At 47.4% G+C, this 14,878-nt stretch carries 12 protein-coding genes; 5 read left to right on the top strand and 7 right to left on the bottom strand.

All coding sequences use genetic code 11. From position 1 onward, the window contains the following. The first annotated feature begins 38 nt into the window (after positions 1-38). Genes CVT49_06955 through CVT49_06945 form a run of 3 tightly spaced genes read left to right on the top strand, consistent with a single transcriptional unit; the run spans position 39 to position 3,444 of the window. Positions 39-1,112, top strand: coding sequence for a hypothetical protein (locus tag CVT49_06955; protein ID PKK83751.1), 1,074 nt, complete (start codon positions 39-41; stop codon positions 1,110-1,112). Then, the gene (locus CVT49_06950; protein PKK83750.1) at positions 1,109-2,212 is read left to right on the top strand and encodes an NAD(P)-dependent oxidoreductase; all 1,104 of its coding nucleotides are present in this window, start codon (positions 1,109-1,111) and stop codon (positions 2,210-2,212) included. The genes CVT49_06955 and CVT49_06950 overlap by 4 nt, the downstream gene beginning before the upstream one ends. Positions 2,213-2,241: 29 nt before the next feature. After that, the gene (locus tag CVT49_06945; protein ID PKK83783.1) at positions 2,242-3,444 is read left to right on the top strand and encodes a glycosyl transferase family 1; all 1,203 of its coding nucleotides are present in this window, start codon (positions 2,242-2,244) and stop codon (positions 3,442-3,444) included. A gap of 327 nt (positions 3,445-3,771) precedes the next feature. On the opposite strand, the gene CVT49_06940 is transcribed toward CVT49_06945, so the two are convergent. After that, positions 3,772-4,206: a chromate resistance protein gene (locus tag CVT49_06940; GenBank protein PKK83749.1), complete on the bottom strand. Its 435-nt coding sequence runs from the start codon at positions 4,204-4,206 to the stop codon at positions 3,772-3,774. Positions 4,207-4,934: 728 nt separating this feature from the next. On the opposite strand from CVT49_06940, the gene CVT49_06935 reads away from it, so the two are divergent. Together CVT49_06935 and CVT49_06930 are read left to right on the top strand one after the other, a co-directional pair. After that, the gene (locus CVT49_06935; GenBank protein ID PKK83748.1) at positions 4,935-6,026 is read left to right on the top strand and encodes a hypothetical protein; all 1,092 of its coding nucleotides are present in this window, start codon (positions 4,935-4,937) and stop codon (positions 6,024-6,026) included. A gap of 123 nt (positions 6,027-6,149) precedes the next feature. Beyond that, the gene (locus tag CVT49_06930; protein ID PKK83747.1) at positions 6,150-7,610 is read left to right on the top strand and encodes a hypothetical protein; all 1,461 of its coding nucleotides are present in this window, start codon (positions 6,150-6,152) and stop codon (positions 7,608-7,610) included. 120 nt (positions 7,611-7,730) lie between these two features. Here the strand turns inward: CVT49_06930 and CVT49_06925 are convergent, their stop codons facing one another. From CVT49_06925 to CVT49_06900, 6 genes are all read right to left on the bottom strand, one after another. Beyond that, a complete protein-coding gene (locus CVT49_06925) occupies positions 7,731-8,849 on the bottom strand; it encodes a hypothetical protein (protein ID PKK83746.1) in 1,119 nt (372 codons plus the stop codon). A 262-nt stretch (positions 8,850-9,111) separates the two neighbouring features. Next, positions 9,112-9,360, bottom strand: a complete 249-nt coding sequence (locus CVT49_06920; protein ID PKK83745.1) for a hypothetical protein — start codon at positions 9,358-9,360, stop codon at positions 9,112-9,114. Between the two features lie 221 nt (positions 9,361-9,581). After that, the gene (locus tag CVT49_06915; GenBank protein ID PKK83744.1) at positions 9,582-11,672 is read right to left on the bottom strand and encodes a hypothetical protein; all 2,091 of its coding nucleotides are present in this window, start codon (positions 11,670-11,672) and stop codon (positions 9,582-9,584) included. A 46-nt stretch (positions 11,673-11,718) separates the two neighbouring features. After that, positions 11,719-12,771 (bottom strand): selenide, water dikinase SelD, encoded by a 1,053-nt coding sequence (gene selD, locus CVT49_06910; protein PKK83743.1) that lies wholly within the window; start codon positions 12,769-12,771, stop codon positions 11,719-11,721. 42 nt (positions 12,772-12,813) lie between these two features. After that, positions 12,814-13,812, bottom strand: coding sequence for a hypothetical protein (locus tag CVT49_06905; protein ID PKK83742.1), 999 nt, complete (start codon positions 13,810-13,812; stop codon positions 12,814-12,816). Then, positions 13,809-14,828: a hypothetical protein gene (locus CVT49_06900; GenBank protein PKK83741.1), complete on the bottom strand. Its 1,020-nt coding sequence runs from the start codon at positions 14,826-14,828 to the stop codon at positions 13,809-13,811. The genes CVT49_06905 and CVT49_06900 overlap by 4 nt, the downstream gene beginning before the upstream one ends. Positions 14,829-14,878 lie beyond the last annotated feature (50 nt).

Below are 14,878 nucleotides of genomic sequence, written 5' to 3'. Positions count from 1 at the left end.
TTGCATAAACAAAAGGTGTTGAGCTAATGGAGTAGCTAATGCAGAATAGAAAAATTACGCTTAAAAACGCCGGACTCAGGGATGAGAACAACGGCGAAACGGAAACCGGGCAAAACCAAACCGGTGAAATCAACCTGATAGAAATAATCCGCCTGTTGCTTGCGAGAAAAAAGCTAATTGGCGGGTGTGTTCTTTCAGTCATGATCCTCACCGCGGTTATTGTTTTCATTATGCCCAATCAATTCCGTTCCACCGCTTCGATTCTTCCCTCCGGCAAAGTCGACAAAATGGCTCAATTGAAAAGTCTGGCCGGTCTTGATGGTTTCATGTCGCAGGATGAGAACTCTTCGGAACTGTTTCCGACCATTCTGACATCGCGGACGGTGGTTGATGCCGTCCTGGCCGGCGAATACTCGTTCGTTCATAACGATCAGGTCATGCAACTGACCCTCCCCGAATATTTCAATCAGGACAACCCGGAAAAGCTCAGACGGGCGTTGTCCAACATTTCATCGTTCGAAATGGATAAGAAAACGGGAGTGATCAGTCTGTCGGTGGAAACCAAATATCCCCGACTTTCAAAGGCAATACTAAGCCGCTATTTGGAAGAGCTGGAATTATTCAATCTCCACAAACGCCGCTCTCAGGCCAAGGACAATGTCCGCTATCTTGAACGCGAGGTGGCCGACCGCGAGCAACAACTCAGGAAGTCCGAAGAAAAGCTTCAGGAATACCAGACCGTCAACCGTGACTGGGATATGACCTCCGATCCGGAAATTTTGAAAAACCTGATGCAGCTTAAGCGCGAAGTGGAAATAAAATCGAAAACTTACATGCTGGTTCTCGAGCAGTACGAACTGGCCCGGCTCGATGTTCAAAAAGATGTTCCGATCGTGCGCATTCTGGATAATCCTTCCCTGCCGACCTTGAAATCGGGCCCGCGTCGAATGATCACTACTTTTCTGACCGGCTTCCTGACATTATTCCTGGCTGCGTTCTGGATAATAGCAACAGACACCGCCGCAAAAAAGGGACTGAAAACCGAAATCAATTTCAAACTGCCGGATGTTATTCGCCGGCGGCTTGCTCTCAGGGAAGAGATCGAAGCATGAGAAGCTGTGTTATTTTCGGCGGCGCCGGTTTTGTCGGGACACATCTGGCGCAGCATCTGCTAAAAACCCAAAGATTCGACCATGTTCATCTGGCCGACATCAGGCCAAGCATTCTTGCCGGCCAACCCGGCATCTCGACCTCATTCACCGATGTCCGCAAATCCATCCCGGTCGAATTAATTAATTTCCGGCCGGAATGGATTTTTAATCTGGCGGCGGTGCACCGCGAGCCGGGACATATTCGCGAAGAATATTTCGAAACCAATCTAAAGGGTGCGCATAATGTCTGCGCCTATGCCGATGCGGTCGGCTGTGACAGTATCTATTTCACCAGCAGCATTTCGGTTTATGGGCCGACCACCGGCCCCACCGATGAATTTTCGCCGATACAGCCCTCCACCCCGTATGGCGGCTCCAAATATCCCGCCGAATTGATTCATGAGATGTGGCAACGGGCCTATCCACATCGAAGATTGATCATCTCCCGACCGGGTGTGCTCTATGGTCCCGGTGATCCGGGCAATATCATGCGGATGATTCGGGCCATTAAAAAAGGCTATTTTGCTTTCCCCGGCTCTCCCGGAATATATAAATCGTACGGCTACATTTACGGTTTTCTCGACAGCATCGATTTTACCATGGGCATAAACCGTGATTTTTTCTGCTACAATTATGTCGAAACCCCGACCCAGCCGCTCGCCGAAGTGGTCGATGTGATAAAACGGTTCAACGGCACCAATGCGCTGGTACTGCCGATACCGCTCTGGATTCTGCTGCCGGTTTCTAAAACCATTCAGAAGATTCTGGGATTTCGCAATCCGATTCATCCGGTCAGAGTCAAGAAGGCGGCCACTCCGACGCATATTATCCCCGGCGCCCTGATGGAAAAAGGCTTTTATTTCAGATACACCTTCGAAAGCTCACTGCACCACTGGCACAAGGTTGCTCCCGAAGATTTCGGCGATATGCCGCTGAAGAAAAAGCATGTTCGCCGCGACAAAATCACCCTGAAGAGACCGCCTGAAATAATCGAACAATTGACCGCGTCCGAATTGAAAACGGGCAATGATCCTGCCAAAGAGAAGGAAACTGCCCGATGAGTACCGAATCCGGATTCGATTTCAGTCATTTGAGAGTGGCCATAGTCCACGAATGGTTCGTCGATTATTCCGGCTCGGAGCGGGTGGTCGAGCAGATGCTCAACCTGTTCCCGCACGCCGATCTCTATGCGCAGGTAGAGTTTCTGCCGGATCATCTGAAAGGATTCATTAAGAATAAAGAAGTAAAGACATCATTCATTCAAATGCTCCCCAAAGCGAAAACAAAATACCGTTCATATCTGCCGCTGATGCCTTTTGCCGTCGAGCAGTTCGACCTGTCCGGTTATGATCTTATCATTTCCAGCAGTCATGCCGTCGCCAAAGGGGTCATCACCGGCCCGGATCAGCTTCATGTTTGCATGTGCTACTCCCCCATGCGTTATGCCTGGGATCTGACCCATCAATACTTAAGAGAATCCGGCCTGACCAGGGGTCTTAAAAGCTGGCTGGCACGGTTTATTCTCCACCGGATACGGTTGTGGGATTACCGGACCGCTAACGGGGTTGATCGGTTTATTGCCATTTCCGATTATATCCGGCGGCGAATCAAAAAAGTGTATGGCCGCGAAGCGGATGTTATCTATCCACCGGTCGATGTGGACAACTTCGCCGTCCACACGCAAAAGGAAGATTTCTATCTGACCGCCTCGCGGATGGTGCCCTACAAAAAAATTGATATCATTGTCGAAGCCTTCTCCAAAATGCCGGACAAAAAACTGATCGTCATCGGTGACGGGCCGGAATTTGCCAAGATAAAAAGCAAGGCTTCCGATAATGTCGAATTTCTCGGCTTCCAGCCTACGGCAGTCTTGAAAGATTACCTGCAGAGGGCCAAAGCCTTCGTCTTTGCCGCCGAGGAGGATTTTGGCATTCTCCCAATCGAGGCGCAGGCTTGCGGGACACCGGTAATTGCCTATAAAGCGGGCGGCGCTAGGGAAACGGTTATCGATGGTGTCACCGGAATATTTTTCCACCGGCAGGACAGCGCTTCGATTGTCGATGCGGTCAGGCAGTTCGAGCATTTTCGGCCGTTCAATCCTTATGTAATCCGCGACAATGCCATCAGGTTTTCTGTCGCACGGTTCCGTGATAATTTTGAAACCTTCATGGATGCAGTTTGCCGGGAACATTTTGCCCGGTTGCACGAAACCGGACATGTATCGCCCGATATATGCGAAATATTCGACAATCGGCGACATCCGGTCGATCTTAAAAGACTATCCGTTGATTAATCAATTTCGTTCTAACGAATATTTAATCTATAGTTAATCTTTTTCGAATTATTTATCATCCACTTGTATTTTTTAGGCTTCAATTTACTCTTATAGGTGAGGATGATGTTCTTCGATGATCCGGCCCAGCCGTCGGTTTATCCTGAGGGGGGGCGTCGTCCTCAGCGTATGGCCGGCGAGTGTCGCAGAAAGGACGCAGCGTCATTTGCCGGCGTTTTATTTATGGTGGAAATAAAGCCGAGTAGAGACATAGATTTCAGCTTATAAATTGAGTAGGGGCGCATCCGTGTGTGCGCCCGCCCATTTTAGACTGGTTTAACCCGCGGGTCATCCGTTTTTGGCCGCATCAAGACGGCACCAGGCATAGAGGGCATCGAGCACCTCGAATTGATGGTCAAGATTTTCCAGATCATCCGGAAAGCGAAGACTGTAGCCGACCGCTATCGCTTCATAGCCGGCGGCAAGCGGATCGCTGGCAAGCTGGTCGGTATCCGCGGCATGGATGATTTTTGCCATTCTTAATAGCGCCTTGTCGGTCAAACCATACTTTTCAATGATGGCTTCGAAGGAACATTTGCCGTCATGATGACCCAGTTCCACACCGGGAGCATCGAACGGAATGGCTCCTTCCTTTTTGACCATGTCTTCAATTTGCGATTTCGCCACGAAGAGGAACTCCGCGTCGGAATCAACGAATCGAATTATCAGCCACGGGCACGCCACCCGGTCGACATGGACATGAGAACGTGTTACCCATTTCATATATCAATTCTCCGGTTAAACATTCCAAACCTTGCCTGTTTCCCGCAATTAAGATAATGGCATAGTGGAAGCATTGTCCACAAAATAAAAGACCGCCGGCATTTTGGGGTAGTGTGCGGCCATTTATTAATTACATATACCATTGCGTAACAAATTACCATCAAATTGATGTTTTGGCGATGCCATATTTCATAAATATTTCCTTGTACTATATTTATTTTCATTCGATTACACGGAATTGGGTTTGTTTTTGCGTTTTTAAAATAATTCAAAACTTATTCCCCCGTGGAGAAAATATCTGTCCTAAATGAGGCATGGAAAAACCGTGTTTTTGACGCACCTATAGCCATAATAATATTCATACTCCTCTATAATACCCCTCGGCCGGAATTAACAACAAAGTGGTGGTGATTTTGTGTAGGGGACGGTTTTTAGACAATCGCCCGGCGGGTTACAAACCCGCCGATAACAGTTTATTGGATGCAAATTTAAGCTTTCAAAGTTGCGGCAGGTCTTGTCGTAGACCCTGAACGAAATGAAGGGCGCGAGCCGATGTGAGCGTGTGACCTGCCGCCGAAACACTTTTTCCCTTGCCAATTTTTCTAAATAATCTATCTTTCATAAGTGGGTCAATACATCATTGAGTGATTCCATGGCGAAAACCCACGGAGCCACATTGTAGCAATAAAACTGTGTGGCCCGGAGGATCTATAACGCACAAAATATATATGAAATATAATATCCCGATCTTACTTCTACTTTTTTTTGCTGCCACTGCAAATTCGCAGATTAGTCGGCAATTTACCGTAGATGTAACCAGAGCCCCGGTGTGGTCCGACACTCGCTCGTCGGTATTTACGGGAACATTTACCATTCGCGACATTCCCGAACCAAATAAACGTGTAAAGGTTGGCTACACATTAGAAGTAATTAAGGAATTGCCTGAAAGCGCATTTGCCAAAGAGGATTGGGCTCTCAGGCTCTATTATTATGATAATGTCGTACAGGTCTTAGGTGATACGTTGTTTGTATGGCCGGGGCCACATTACCGGGGACAGATATATACCGGGTCATTTGAATTTATGCCGCTGGTCTCGGGCAATTGGGATATAACATTTTATTATCAGGGTCATGAGGGATATTTATTGCCCAGCAACTATCTCAAAGGTATTTCGTTACAGTGGTGCATTGATGAAGATGGCACAATTCACTATTTGGGACCCAAAAGGTATGATATTGAAAGGACTTGTGAAAATGCCCGCGTCTCATTTTTCTCGAAAGATTCAGTATTTTTCAAGTTATTTCCGGAACAACGAGGACAAGAGTCTTTCGAGTATGAAATCATGGTCGCTCCACTACCCAAAATCGGAGACACTTCGACAATCCTTTTCGATTTGAAGGCTAATAAAGATATTCCGGAAGGCTGCAGGATCGATCTGCATACCTTTGGTCTGACATTGCCGATCCCACCGGATAAATTAAGTCCTCCCTTTTATAAGGGGCAAGAGATTCTTTACGTCGTTAAAATCGTGCCCATGTCATTCAGGGACGAGCATAGAATCACTCTTATTTTAATGCAAAATGGCGAGTTTGATAACAACCACCTTACACAGGCAATAGGATGCTCGATGATTTTCGATGATGATAACAATCTTAGATATTTTTGTCGAAGCACTGACGGATTGCCGGAAAATAAATACTCCTCACGATTGCCCGAAGCCGGCAGCAAAATAAAACCCAGGCGATTAAGATTGGATATTGACCAGGATAAGATAAATGATCGCTGGGAAATATTAAGACATTTGGAGAAGCAAAAGTAGGTCGGTGTTCCGAGCGCATGAGTGCCGGCGAATAAGCGAGAAACCCGACGTACTCAGACTGCCAATGTTTCTGAAGAGTGAGATAAGGATCGACAATAGCAAGTTTGATTCAGGAAAACCAAAATGAAAATTTCTGAAGTAACCCGCCGAAATATCTTTGATGCTTTACAAAATCAAAAAATTTCCTGGAATGGCCGATTGGAGGAGCTTGGTTTCCTGACAAAGCTTTTTGATTTGGAAAAACTGCCATCAGAAGATCACCGTTTTAAGAATGCGCATGAAGACATAGTGCAGCATCGAGTAAGTAATCACGATTGGGAAGATAATTGGATATTTTATGATAAGCGCTTCAATCTCTTGTATGGGAATGATGACGATTTCTTAAGATTTCTTTGCGAAATAGTGAACCCTATTGTAAGGCCAGATACCGATGAAGTCTCAAGTCTGGTGAAAATATTCAATAAATATCTTGGGGAGGATGGGTGGGAAATAGTAGAAAAAACCAGAATTTCAGGTGCTCCGGTATTCTCTGCCCGCCGAATTCTTGTTGGTACCGAATATTCTCTTAATAATGCAATGGCGGAAGTCCCATTTCCAGAGAGCACAGAAGTAGTTATCTCTGCACTTACCAAATATTTCCAAAAGCAACGTAAAAATAATATTGTAGAAATATTAAAAGCTGCCTCCGCACAAATAGAGCAGACTGACTATGATAATTGGAACGGCGGAATTTATCTATATACTTTATATCTGCACATACCAATGGAGCTCTTTGCCGAAGTCGATTTGAAATTAGAAGAAATTCAGAAGACTATAACACAAACGGCACAATCTATTTTGCGGACGGCTGAAAGAGACCATATCAGTAATGTTGTTGTTGCGCCAATTATAGAGCCTACCAGTTTTATTAGTGATCACAATGAGGCTGAACAAAAAGGAAAGCATTTATGGGAACCGGGAATGTTGAGATTATTTATAAGCCATGTCTCAGCGCATAGGACTGCCGTTTCAAGATTAAAACAGGAATTGCATATATACGGTATTTCGTCATTTGTTGCCCATGAAGATATTAAACCTACTGTTGAATGGCAGCTTGAAATCAAGAAGGCGTTGTGTTCAATGCACGCCTTAGCAGCGCTACTTACACAAGATTTTCATAATAGTAAATGGACAGATCAGGAAGTCGGGTTTGCTCTCGGAAGGGGATTCATGATTATTCCGATTCGCATAGATATTAATCCTTACGGTTTTCTTGGAGCTCACCAAGCATTGCCGGGAAATTTTAACGAAATAGAATCTTTAGCGCCTAAAATTGTGAATGCTCTTGTTAAAAATGACTCCACAGGCTTTCAAATGCGGGAAGGTTTAGTTGTGGCTCTGGAGAAGTCAACATCGTACCTTGCCTCAATTGCGATCGGGCGGCTAATTTCGGGGATTGATTCCTTTACGCCTGAACAAATCGCACGTATGGTTGCTGCCCATAGAAGAAATTCCCAAGTTAGTGGGGCGTTTGGAGTATCGGAAATAATTCAGGATATTGCGAAGCAAAATAAAGTGGACGATGAAGATGATTTGCCGTTTTAGTCAAGGTAGGTTATTCCTAACTTTGTTTAAAACCATTGCCTCTCGTACAAAAATAGCGGGCCGGGTTGCGTAAACGAACCCGGCCCTCTCTCTATGCACAAACCACCTAAGAGAGGTACACTACTGCTCCTCCATGCCATCGTTGACCGTGGCAACAGACGAACAGAATTTTTTCCAGCGTCCGAAGAAATAACCCATGTCGCCATCGGTGTTGTCCTTCGGCAGGCGGAAGCGCCCTTTGAGGACCCCGATCGGGTTACGTTCGGCATCATAGAAATGTCCGTAAAATTTGCCGCCGCCGTGGCAAGGAACCCGGCCGTTCTGAAGACCATTCATGTTGCCGAAAGGCATCCAGCGATAGGTGCCTTTCAGAAGGCCCTCGAACTGGCCGTTGATATCGATATATTTTCCGACAAAATAATTGGCGCCGGCGCTGTCCTGGCCCCATTCGCCATGGATATACCCGGCCAGCATGCCGTTGGAAGCGATCCAGCGGCCGTTGAAAACGCCCAGGCCGGTCGTGTCAGTTCCCCAGCGGCCGTCAAGAAATCCGTTCGGACAACCCATCGGCTCCACTTTGAAGCCGTGGAAAGCGACCGCATTGACCGAATCCTCGAGATAGAAAACGGTATCGAGCGCGGGAAGCTGGTCGGTACTGAAACTGACCATAAGCGGCCCGGTCTCGAAGGTCACCGTCACCGGCTCTTCCGCGATCATGGCCGAATCATCGGTCACGACCGGAGGAATATAGATGTTGACAAAAATGCCATCGAAGTGGACCGTGGTCAGCGAGACCCACTCGATCAAGGTCCGGTCGGTGCGATCGAGAATATAATCCTGGCCATCCTCGAACCTGATTGTCCGTCGGACAATCTCAGCCCCCCGACTGACCGTCAGCGAACCGGACCAGTCGGTAATTTCGGTTATGGTCGAATCATACCGAAGCGATCCCCAGACAATACGAAGCGCATAGGCCCCCGCGATCGATTCATCGATAATGGAATCGACCGCCGGCGAAGCCAGCAGTTCGTCGTCATAAATTTTGTCTGCGTCCATATCATCCAGCAAAACAGGATCGCCGAAGGCCGCCTGTTCATCGGTCGGCGTATAGCCACCGAATTCATCGGCAATCGTCAGCAGATCATCGTCGGATGGCGAGGTGCTGTCCTCACCGCATCCGGCAAGAAACCCGACCAGGCTGAGAATCAGTGCCGCAAGTAAAAGGTTTCTTAATTTCATTGCTCCTCTTTTCATCTAGGTTCTCATCAAACACCAATCTTACATACAAACTTTGTGCCAATGCCGGAGTTAGACATCAAGCTATTGGACTACAACAGATTAGGATTAGGCGGGAATTATGTTATTTGTTTTTTTACGTACCGCTCGGTACAAATCGCGATCAATCCGTTCTCTGAGGGACAGATACCGGGCAGACCTGTAACGTCAAACAGACGTATAGCCCCAATATGGTTGTATCGATTTAAAACGTAATGTAAGAATTCTACCAGGCGGTGCTCTCAAGCGCCTTCAAAACCGAATCATAAGAAAACTTTGCTCCGCTGCCTTTCCCTGGCTGCTCTATTAAATTGACAAGGTCGAAACCATTGATGACGATCCTGGGGTCAGGCGTAAGCGTATCGCGCTCGGTAATCATAGCGGAGATGCCGAGGTTCCTCACCGCCCTTTTGACGAGATTAGCCGCCTTAAGGTGGTCAGAATTCTCTTTCGAATAAAATAGAGCGATTTCCATAATAGATTACCTCTAATCGAGAATACCTTTTTTATAAAATCAATGTCAACAAAAACATTTTTTGGCGGGTTACCGGCCGAGGAAGCCCTGAAAGTCCGGTCAGCCAAATCCGCGGGGCACTTATTTGACCCTCTGTTGCTTTAAACAATTTACGCAGCCAAAAGGTTTAATTTAAATGTAAAATTTTTATTAAATTTGTACTATGAATCGGTAATGATAATTTATTGCTTCAAACTGGCGATCCAGCGGGTAATTTCGGTCACCTCATCGGCCTGATAAGGATTCATAGCGACGACTTGCTCATATGTCTGGCGCGCCAAATGACGGAACCTGTCATCACCGGAAGCCACGAATCGTCTCTGATAATACATGGCCAGCGCAAATTTGACCGAAAAGTCACGCGGATACAGCGAGTCCGCCCTCTGAAGCAGCGCCATGGCCTTGTCGGGGCGGCCATTAAGCGGATATAGATCACCCAAAGACTTAAGCGCCGATTTGTTGCCCGGATATTTGGCCGTGAAACGCTCCATATAGTATAGGGCGCTGTCATAAACCTTATCCTGCATAAAGATTCGCGCGATTTCATAATCGGTCGGCTGATATCGAGCCGCCTCTTTGTTGCCGGTAAGGTGACTGATGTTGACTATCACGATTTTGCCGTCTCGAATCCAGTACAATGCGGTCGTGATGGCTGAAGTCAGCTCCTCATATTTATCAAGAATCATTCCTGAGGCATCGGCATCAATGGCAAAATGCGTGATTGGGTTCTTTCGGAAAAAGCGCGGATCCTGATCCGAGACACCAACCGCATAGATGGAACCCTTGAGATTGTTCTCAAGCAGCAGGGACGGCGCCATCGGGCCGCAGATAACCGCATTCTCGCCCAAAATCTGCGCGAGATCCTCCCCGGCCTCTTTGATATTGAAAGATTTTTGCTGCTGCCAATCACGATACGGCAGACCGAAATTAATAAAGACCGCCAGCACCGAGACAACCGCGATAATCCCAATAAACAGCCTGCTTCTGACGATTCTCAGTAAATCGAACCTGAATACAAGGTAGGTGATCAAAACGGCCGGCGGTAATGAGTAAATAACCATTGGATCGGACATGGTGCCATAAAGCCCGATATAGAAAATGTTGAAAGCCAGTTGTTCCAGCAGTATCCAAATCAGGAAAAACATCAACACATACCGGAAATAGTTCTTTTTATTATTAGTACCATATTCATTTTGAAACGAAGAAGACAACAGCAGGCCGAACATCCCAGCCAACGGCAGGTAAAGCATATATATATATCTTAGCGGGCGGTAATTTTCGGGCATAAAGAACAGCAGTCCGGCTGTAAACCAGATTATCAAAAACAACAGAGGCATGTTTTCTTTCATTTTATTCTTTGTCAAGAAGACGATCGAACTTGCCAGCGCTACAAAGCCGGCCAGTCCGACGACCGGCGCATGGAAAAAGAAACGGGAATCGTTGCCGAAATTTATCAGTTTCTCGAAAAAAGTGACCGGCGATTTGAAAGCATCCGGGAAGCCGTACAGCCCGACGGTCTGGGACCGGTAATAGTCATAGAAATGCCCCAGATTGCCGCCATAGAATATCAATATCCAGAGAATGGCCACGGCCAGCGATGACAGCGACAAGCCGGCGATATTTTTAATGCGATCCGGTTTATTTTCGATCCAGAGGCAGATAATGACCGGTACGGCGATGATGATGCCGAAAATTTTCCCGGCAAAAGCCGCTAAAGCGATTAAAACGCCCATCGAGAGAATGCCCCATGACTGGTCCCGGTAATGAACAAAGACATAATACAACAGGGCCAATATCAGGATCATGCCGTTTTCGGTATATGGCAGCCGCCCGTAAACAAAAAGTACCTTATTGAATAAGAGCAATATCAGAATGACCGCCAATGCCCACGGTTTGAGATATTTCCGGAGGGCGGCCAGAAAGATAAAGATTGCGGCCAGGATGGAAAACAGACCCGGTATATTGGCGATTGTGCGGCTGATACCGAAAAATGAAAAGAGAATATAACTGAAGGCCGAAATCAGGGTAACCTCGAAAACCCGCCATTGGCCGGTGTCGAACAGCTCCCATTTATCGAAAAGAATCTTGTTTCTGGCGAAATATGAATAATGATGCGGATCGGTAGAGAGCGACTGGCTTTGGCCGTCGAAATACATCGGCGGGTCGGCATCAAGATCGTCAACCCAAAGGTACAGGCCGATAATGCTTACGACTGCAACAAACAGCCAGACAGCTATGCGATATTTATCGTTATGTTGAATCGATACGGCCATTAACCATAGAAGATAACGATCTAAAATTTATTGGCAAGTTGTAAGATTACTTCACTAATATGGCCGGGTCCGCTTTTTCGACGACGCGGCCGATTTGCCATACCTCAATGCCGGCCTTAACAGCCTCATCTTTAAAAGCAGCCGCCGGGCTTTCGGCGAAAGCAATCAGGAGCCCGCCGGATGTCTGGGCGTCGAATAATATATCGGTTTCTTCCATTTTCAATGCTGCGCTGATTTTCGCCTTATCGCTCAGATAATCTCGGTTGGCGGAGGCTCCGCCGGTCAGGGCCCCGGCGCGGGCAAAAGCGACGGCATTCGGAAGCAGCGGCAGACAGGAATAGTCGAATTCGATCGTGACCCCGGAAGCATCGGCCATCTCGAAAGCATGGCCAAGTAGCCCGAAGCCGGTAATATCGGTGGCGGCATGCGCTTGGTGTTTCACCATCAGCTCGGCCGCCGGTTTGTTTAATTGGGCCATTTGGGCGGTAACGGTGCTGATATCGAGCGGCGAGGCGCGGTTCTGCTTGATGGCGGTGGCAATGATTCCGGTTCCAAGAGGTTTGGTCAGAAATAAAATGTCGCCCGGCTTGGCCCCGTCATTTTTAATAATTTTATCGATGTCGATAATTCCGGTACAGGCCACCCCGTACTTAAGTTCCTTATCTTTGATGGAATGTCCGCCGACCACGGCGGCCCCGGCTTCATGAATTTTGTCCGAGCCGCCGCGAAGAATCTCGGTCAGAATTTTTGGATCCATCCCGGCCGGAAAACCGACAATATTCAGGGCCGTCAGCGGTGTCCCACCCATGGCATAAATATCCGACAGAGCATTGGCGGCGGCAATTTGTCCGAAGGCATACGGATCATCGACAATCGGCGGGAAAAAATCGACCGTCTGGACCAGTGCCTGCCGGTCATTAATCTTATAAATACCGGCATCATCCGCCTTGTTGAAACCAACCAGCAGATTGGGGTTCGTTTCCACCGGCAATTCCATCAAAACTTCGGCCAAAAACTTTGGCCCCAGTTTCGAGGCTCAGCCGGCACAGGAAACTTCAGCCGTCAGCTTTATTTCCGTTTCTTTACGCTTATCATTCATAATTCAATGCCAATTATACAATTCAATCAGGGAAGCAAAACATTAATCTTCCTGTTTCAGCAAATAACCAAGTTTTTGCTTTTGCACTCTTTTGGTTTCCCTGGGGATGTTTTCATAATTCGCCCGAATATCGTTTATGATATTTTTCATATTGTCTTTGTCGCCGATTTCAGTCAGCGCCTTGTGAAGCTGGTAAGAACATTCGATCAGGTTATAGTAATTGCCGGGTTCTTCCAGCAGGGACAAGCGAAGACGCGAATAAACCTGTGCGGCCTCTTCAAAGCGCCCCGACTCGATAAAGGCTTCAGCCTGAGGCCAGAGAAAAGTTTTGCCTTCCGGGTATTTTTTATACAGCGACTGCGCCAGAGCGAGCGCCGAATCATAATCCTTGCGATCGATCATAATCCATATAAGGGCCGACCGGGCGGCGTCTTTGGAAAAAAGCGAGGAATCGACCGCCGTTTCTATTTCATCTATGCCCTTCTCCCGCTCGTCTTTGAACAATCCCGCCGACCGCAGGATACCCGATTTCACCGACTTCCAATAATGATAGGTCCCCAGACCGACATACAAATCATAAAGGGTGGAATCAGCCTTAAGCCCATTTTGGTAGGCGCCTTTGGCCTTCATACCGAGCTTGACGGCGGAGAAATTGGACCGGAAACGCGACTCCCATAATGAGTGGTAGGCGTCCTGGTGGCCGATATATAAATAACACAGCGCCGAATCGCGGGAGCTGCAATTTGTCAGCTTTTCTTCCGCCAGACTTTTGACGCTGTCACACAAAGCGAGAAATCGATTACCGTAGAGATTCTCTTCCCTGTCGGTCATCTCGACCTGCAATGCGGCCGCACGAAAAAGCAATCCGGCCGGATCAGCCGCATCAAGGCGGGATAATTCGGTGATAATGCTGTCGGCCGCCGCCCACCGGCAGTTGAAAACAGCTTCCTGGCTTCTTAAGATTAATTCGATTTTTTCGGGAGACTGCAGCGATGAGACACCGGCGGCCAATAGAAAGGCAAAATTAAAAATAAAATTCATCTGATTTTTTTGTGAAAAGCTTTGGCTTTATCATAGGTCTCGCGAAAATAAGCATTGGAGTCACAAAGATCCTTCCGACTCAGAATTTGTTCAAGCAGCTTATTCGCTGTTTCGGTTTCGCCCCTTTTATGAGCCAGTCGAGCCGCCAGGAAATCTCCTTCTAACGCACCCGATATATCATAATAAGGCGAGTTCTTCCACGCCGTCTTCAATTCATTTATCTTCATTTCGGCCTCGTCAAGCCGATCCAGCCCCAAAAGACCCTCGACATAATAGATAAGAATATAGGCGTCCTCGGGAAGTCCCGCATAAAGCGAATCGGCCAGGTTGACCAGATCATCATATCTTTCTTCCGTCCAATATATTCTCAAAAACGATTCGCGCGCAAGCTGCCCCGCCAGCTGACCGTTGGCAATGGCCTCTTTTATCATGGTCATTCCCTCTTCCCTCTGGTCGGATATGAACGGCAGCCATAGAAAATCCCTGGCTTTGATGGTCCGATAGTACAGGTACGATCCCATTCCCCAGTAAGCATCATAATAGGTGCTGTCCAGTTCCAGGGACCGGCCGAGGTGCGAACTGCATTTCAAACCATCGCGGAAAGCCTTAAACCAATGACCGTGAAAGGCGCGGTGAATAGCGCGGTATCCATATGACGCCCCGGATATGAAATACAGTTCAGAATTATCCGGTTCGAGATCCTTCATCTCATCGCTTCGCTCGATGGCCAGCGTCAGAAGACTGTCGATTTCTTTATTATAGCCATCACTCCGGAACTCTTCCGAAAGTGTCTGCTCAAGCGCCCCGAGAAGAAAGTACCCGACCGGGTTGGCCGGTTCACTATCGATGATTCTCTGCGACCGGGTTACGGCATCGTCGAATCGATTGGTCGAAACCGCCACGGAGATTTCATGGACGGATGAATCTTTCAGGCGGGTCTGAGATAATACCTGGTGATAAGAAATAAAGACAAAAAATATTATAAATAAAAATAAATATGCTTTTTTACCAATCATAATAACCTTTTACACACTTCCAAGATAAAGAATTTGGAAAATGATTGGCA

It is taken from the genome of candidate division Zixibacteria bacterium HGW-Zixibacteria-1 (assembly GCA_002838945.1).
Lineage (GTDB): Bacteria > Zixibacteria > MSB-5A5 > GN15 > PGXB01 > PGXB01.
The sequence above is the reverse complement of the archived record's forward strand: the minus strand, read 5'-3'. Positions and strand labels throughout refer to the sequence as shown.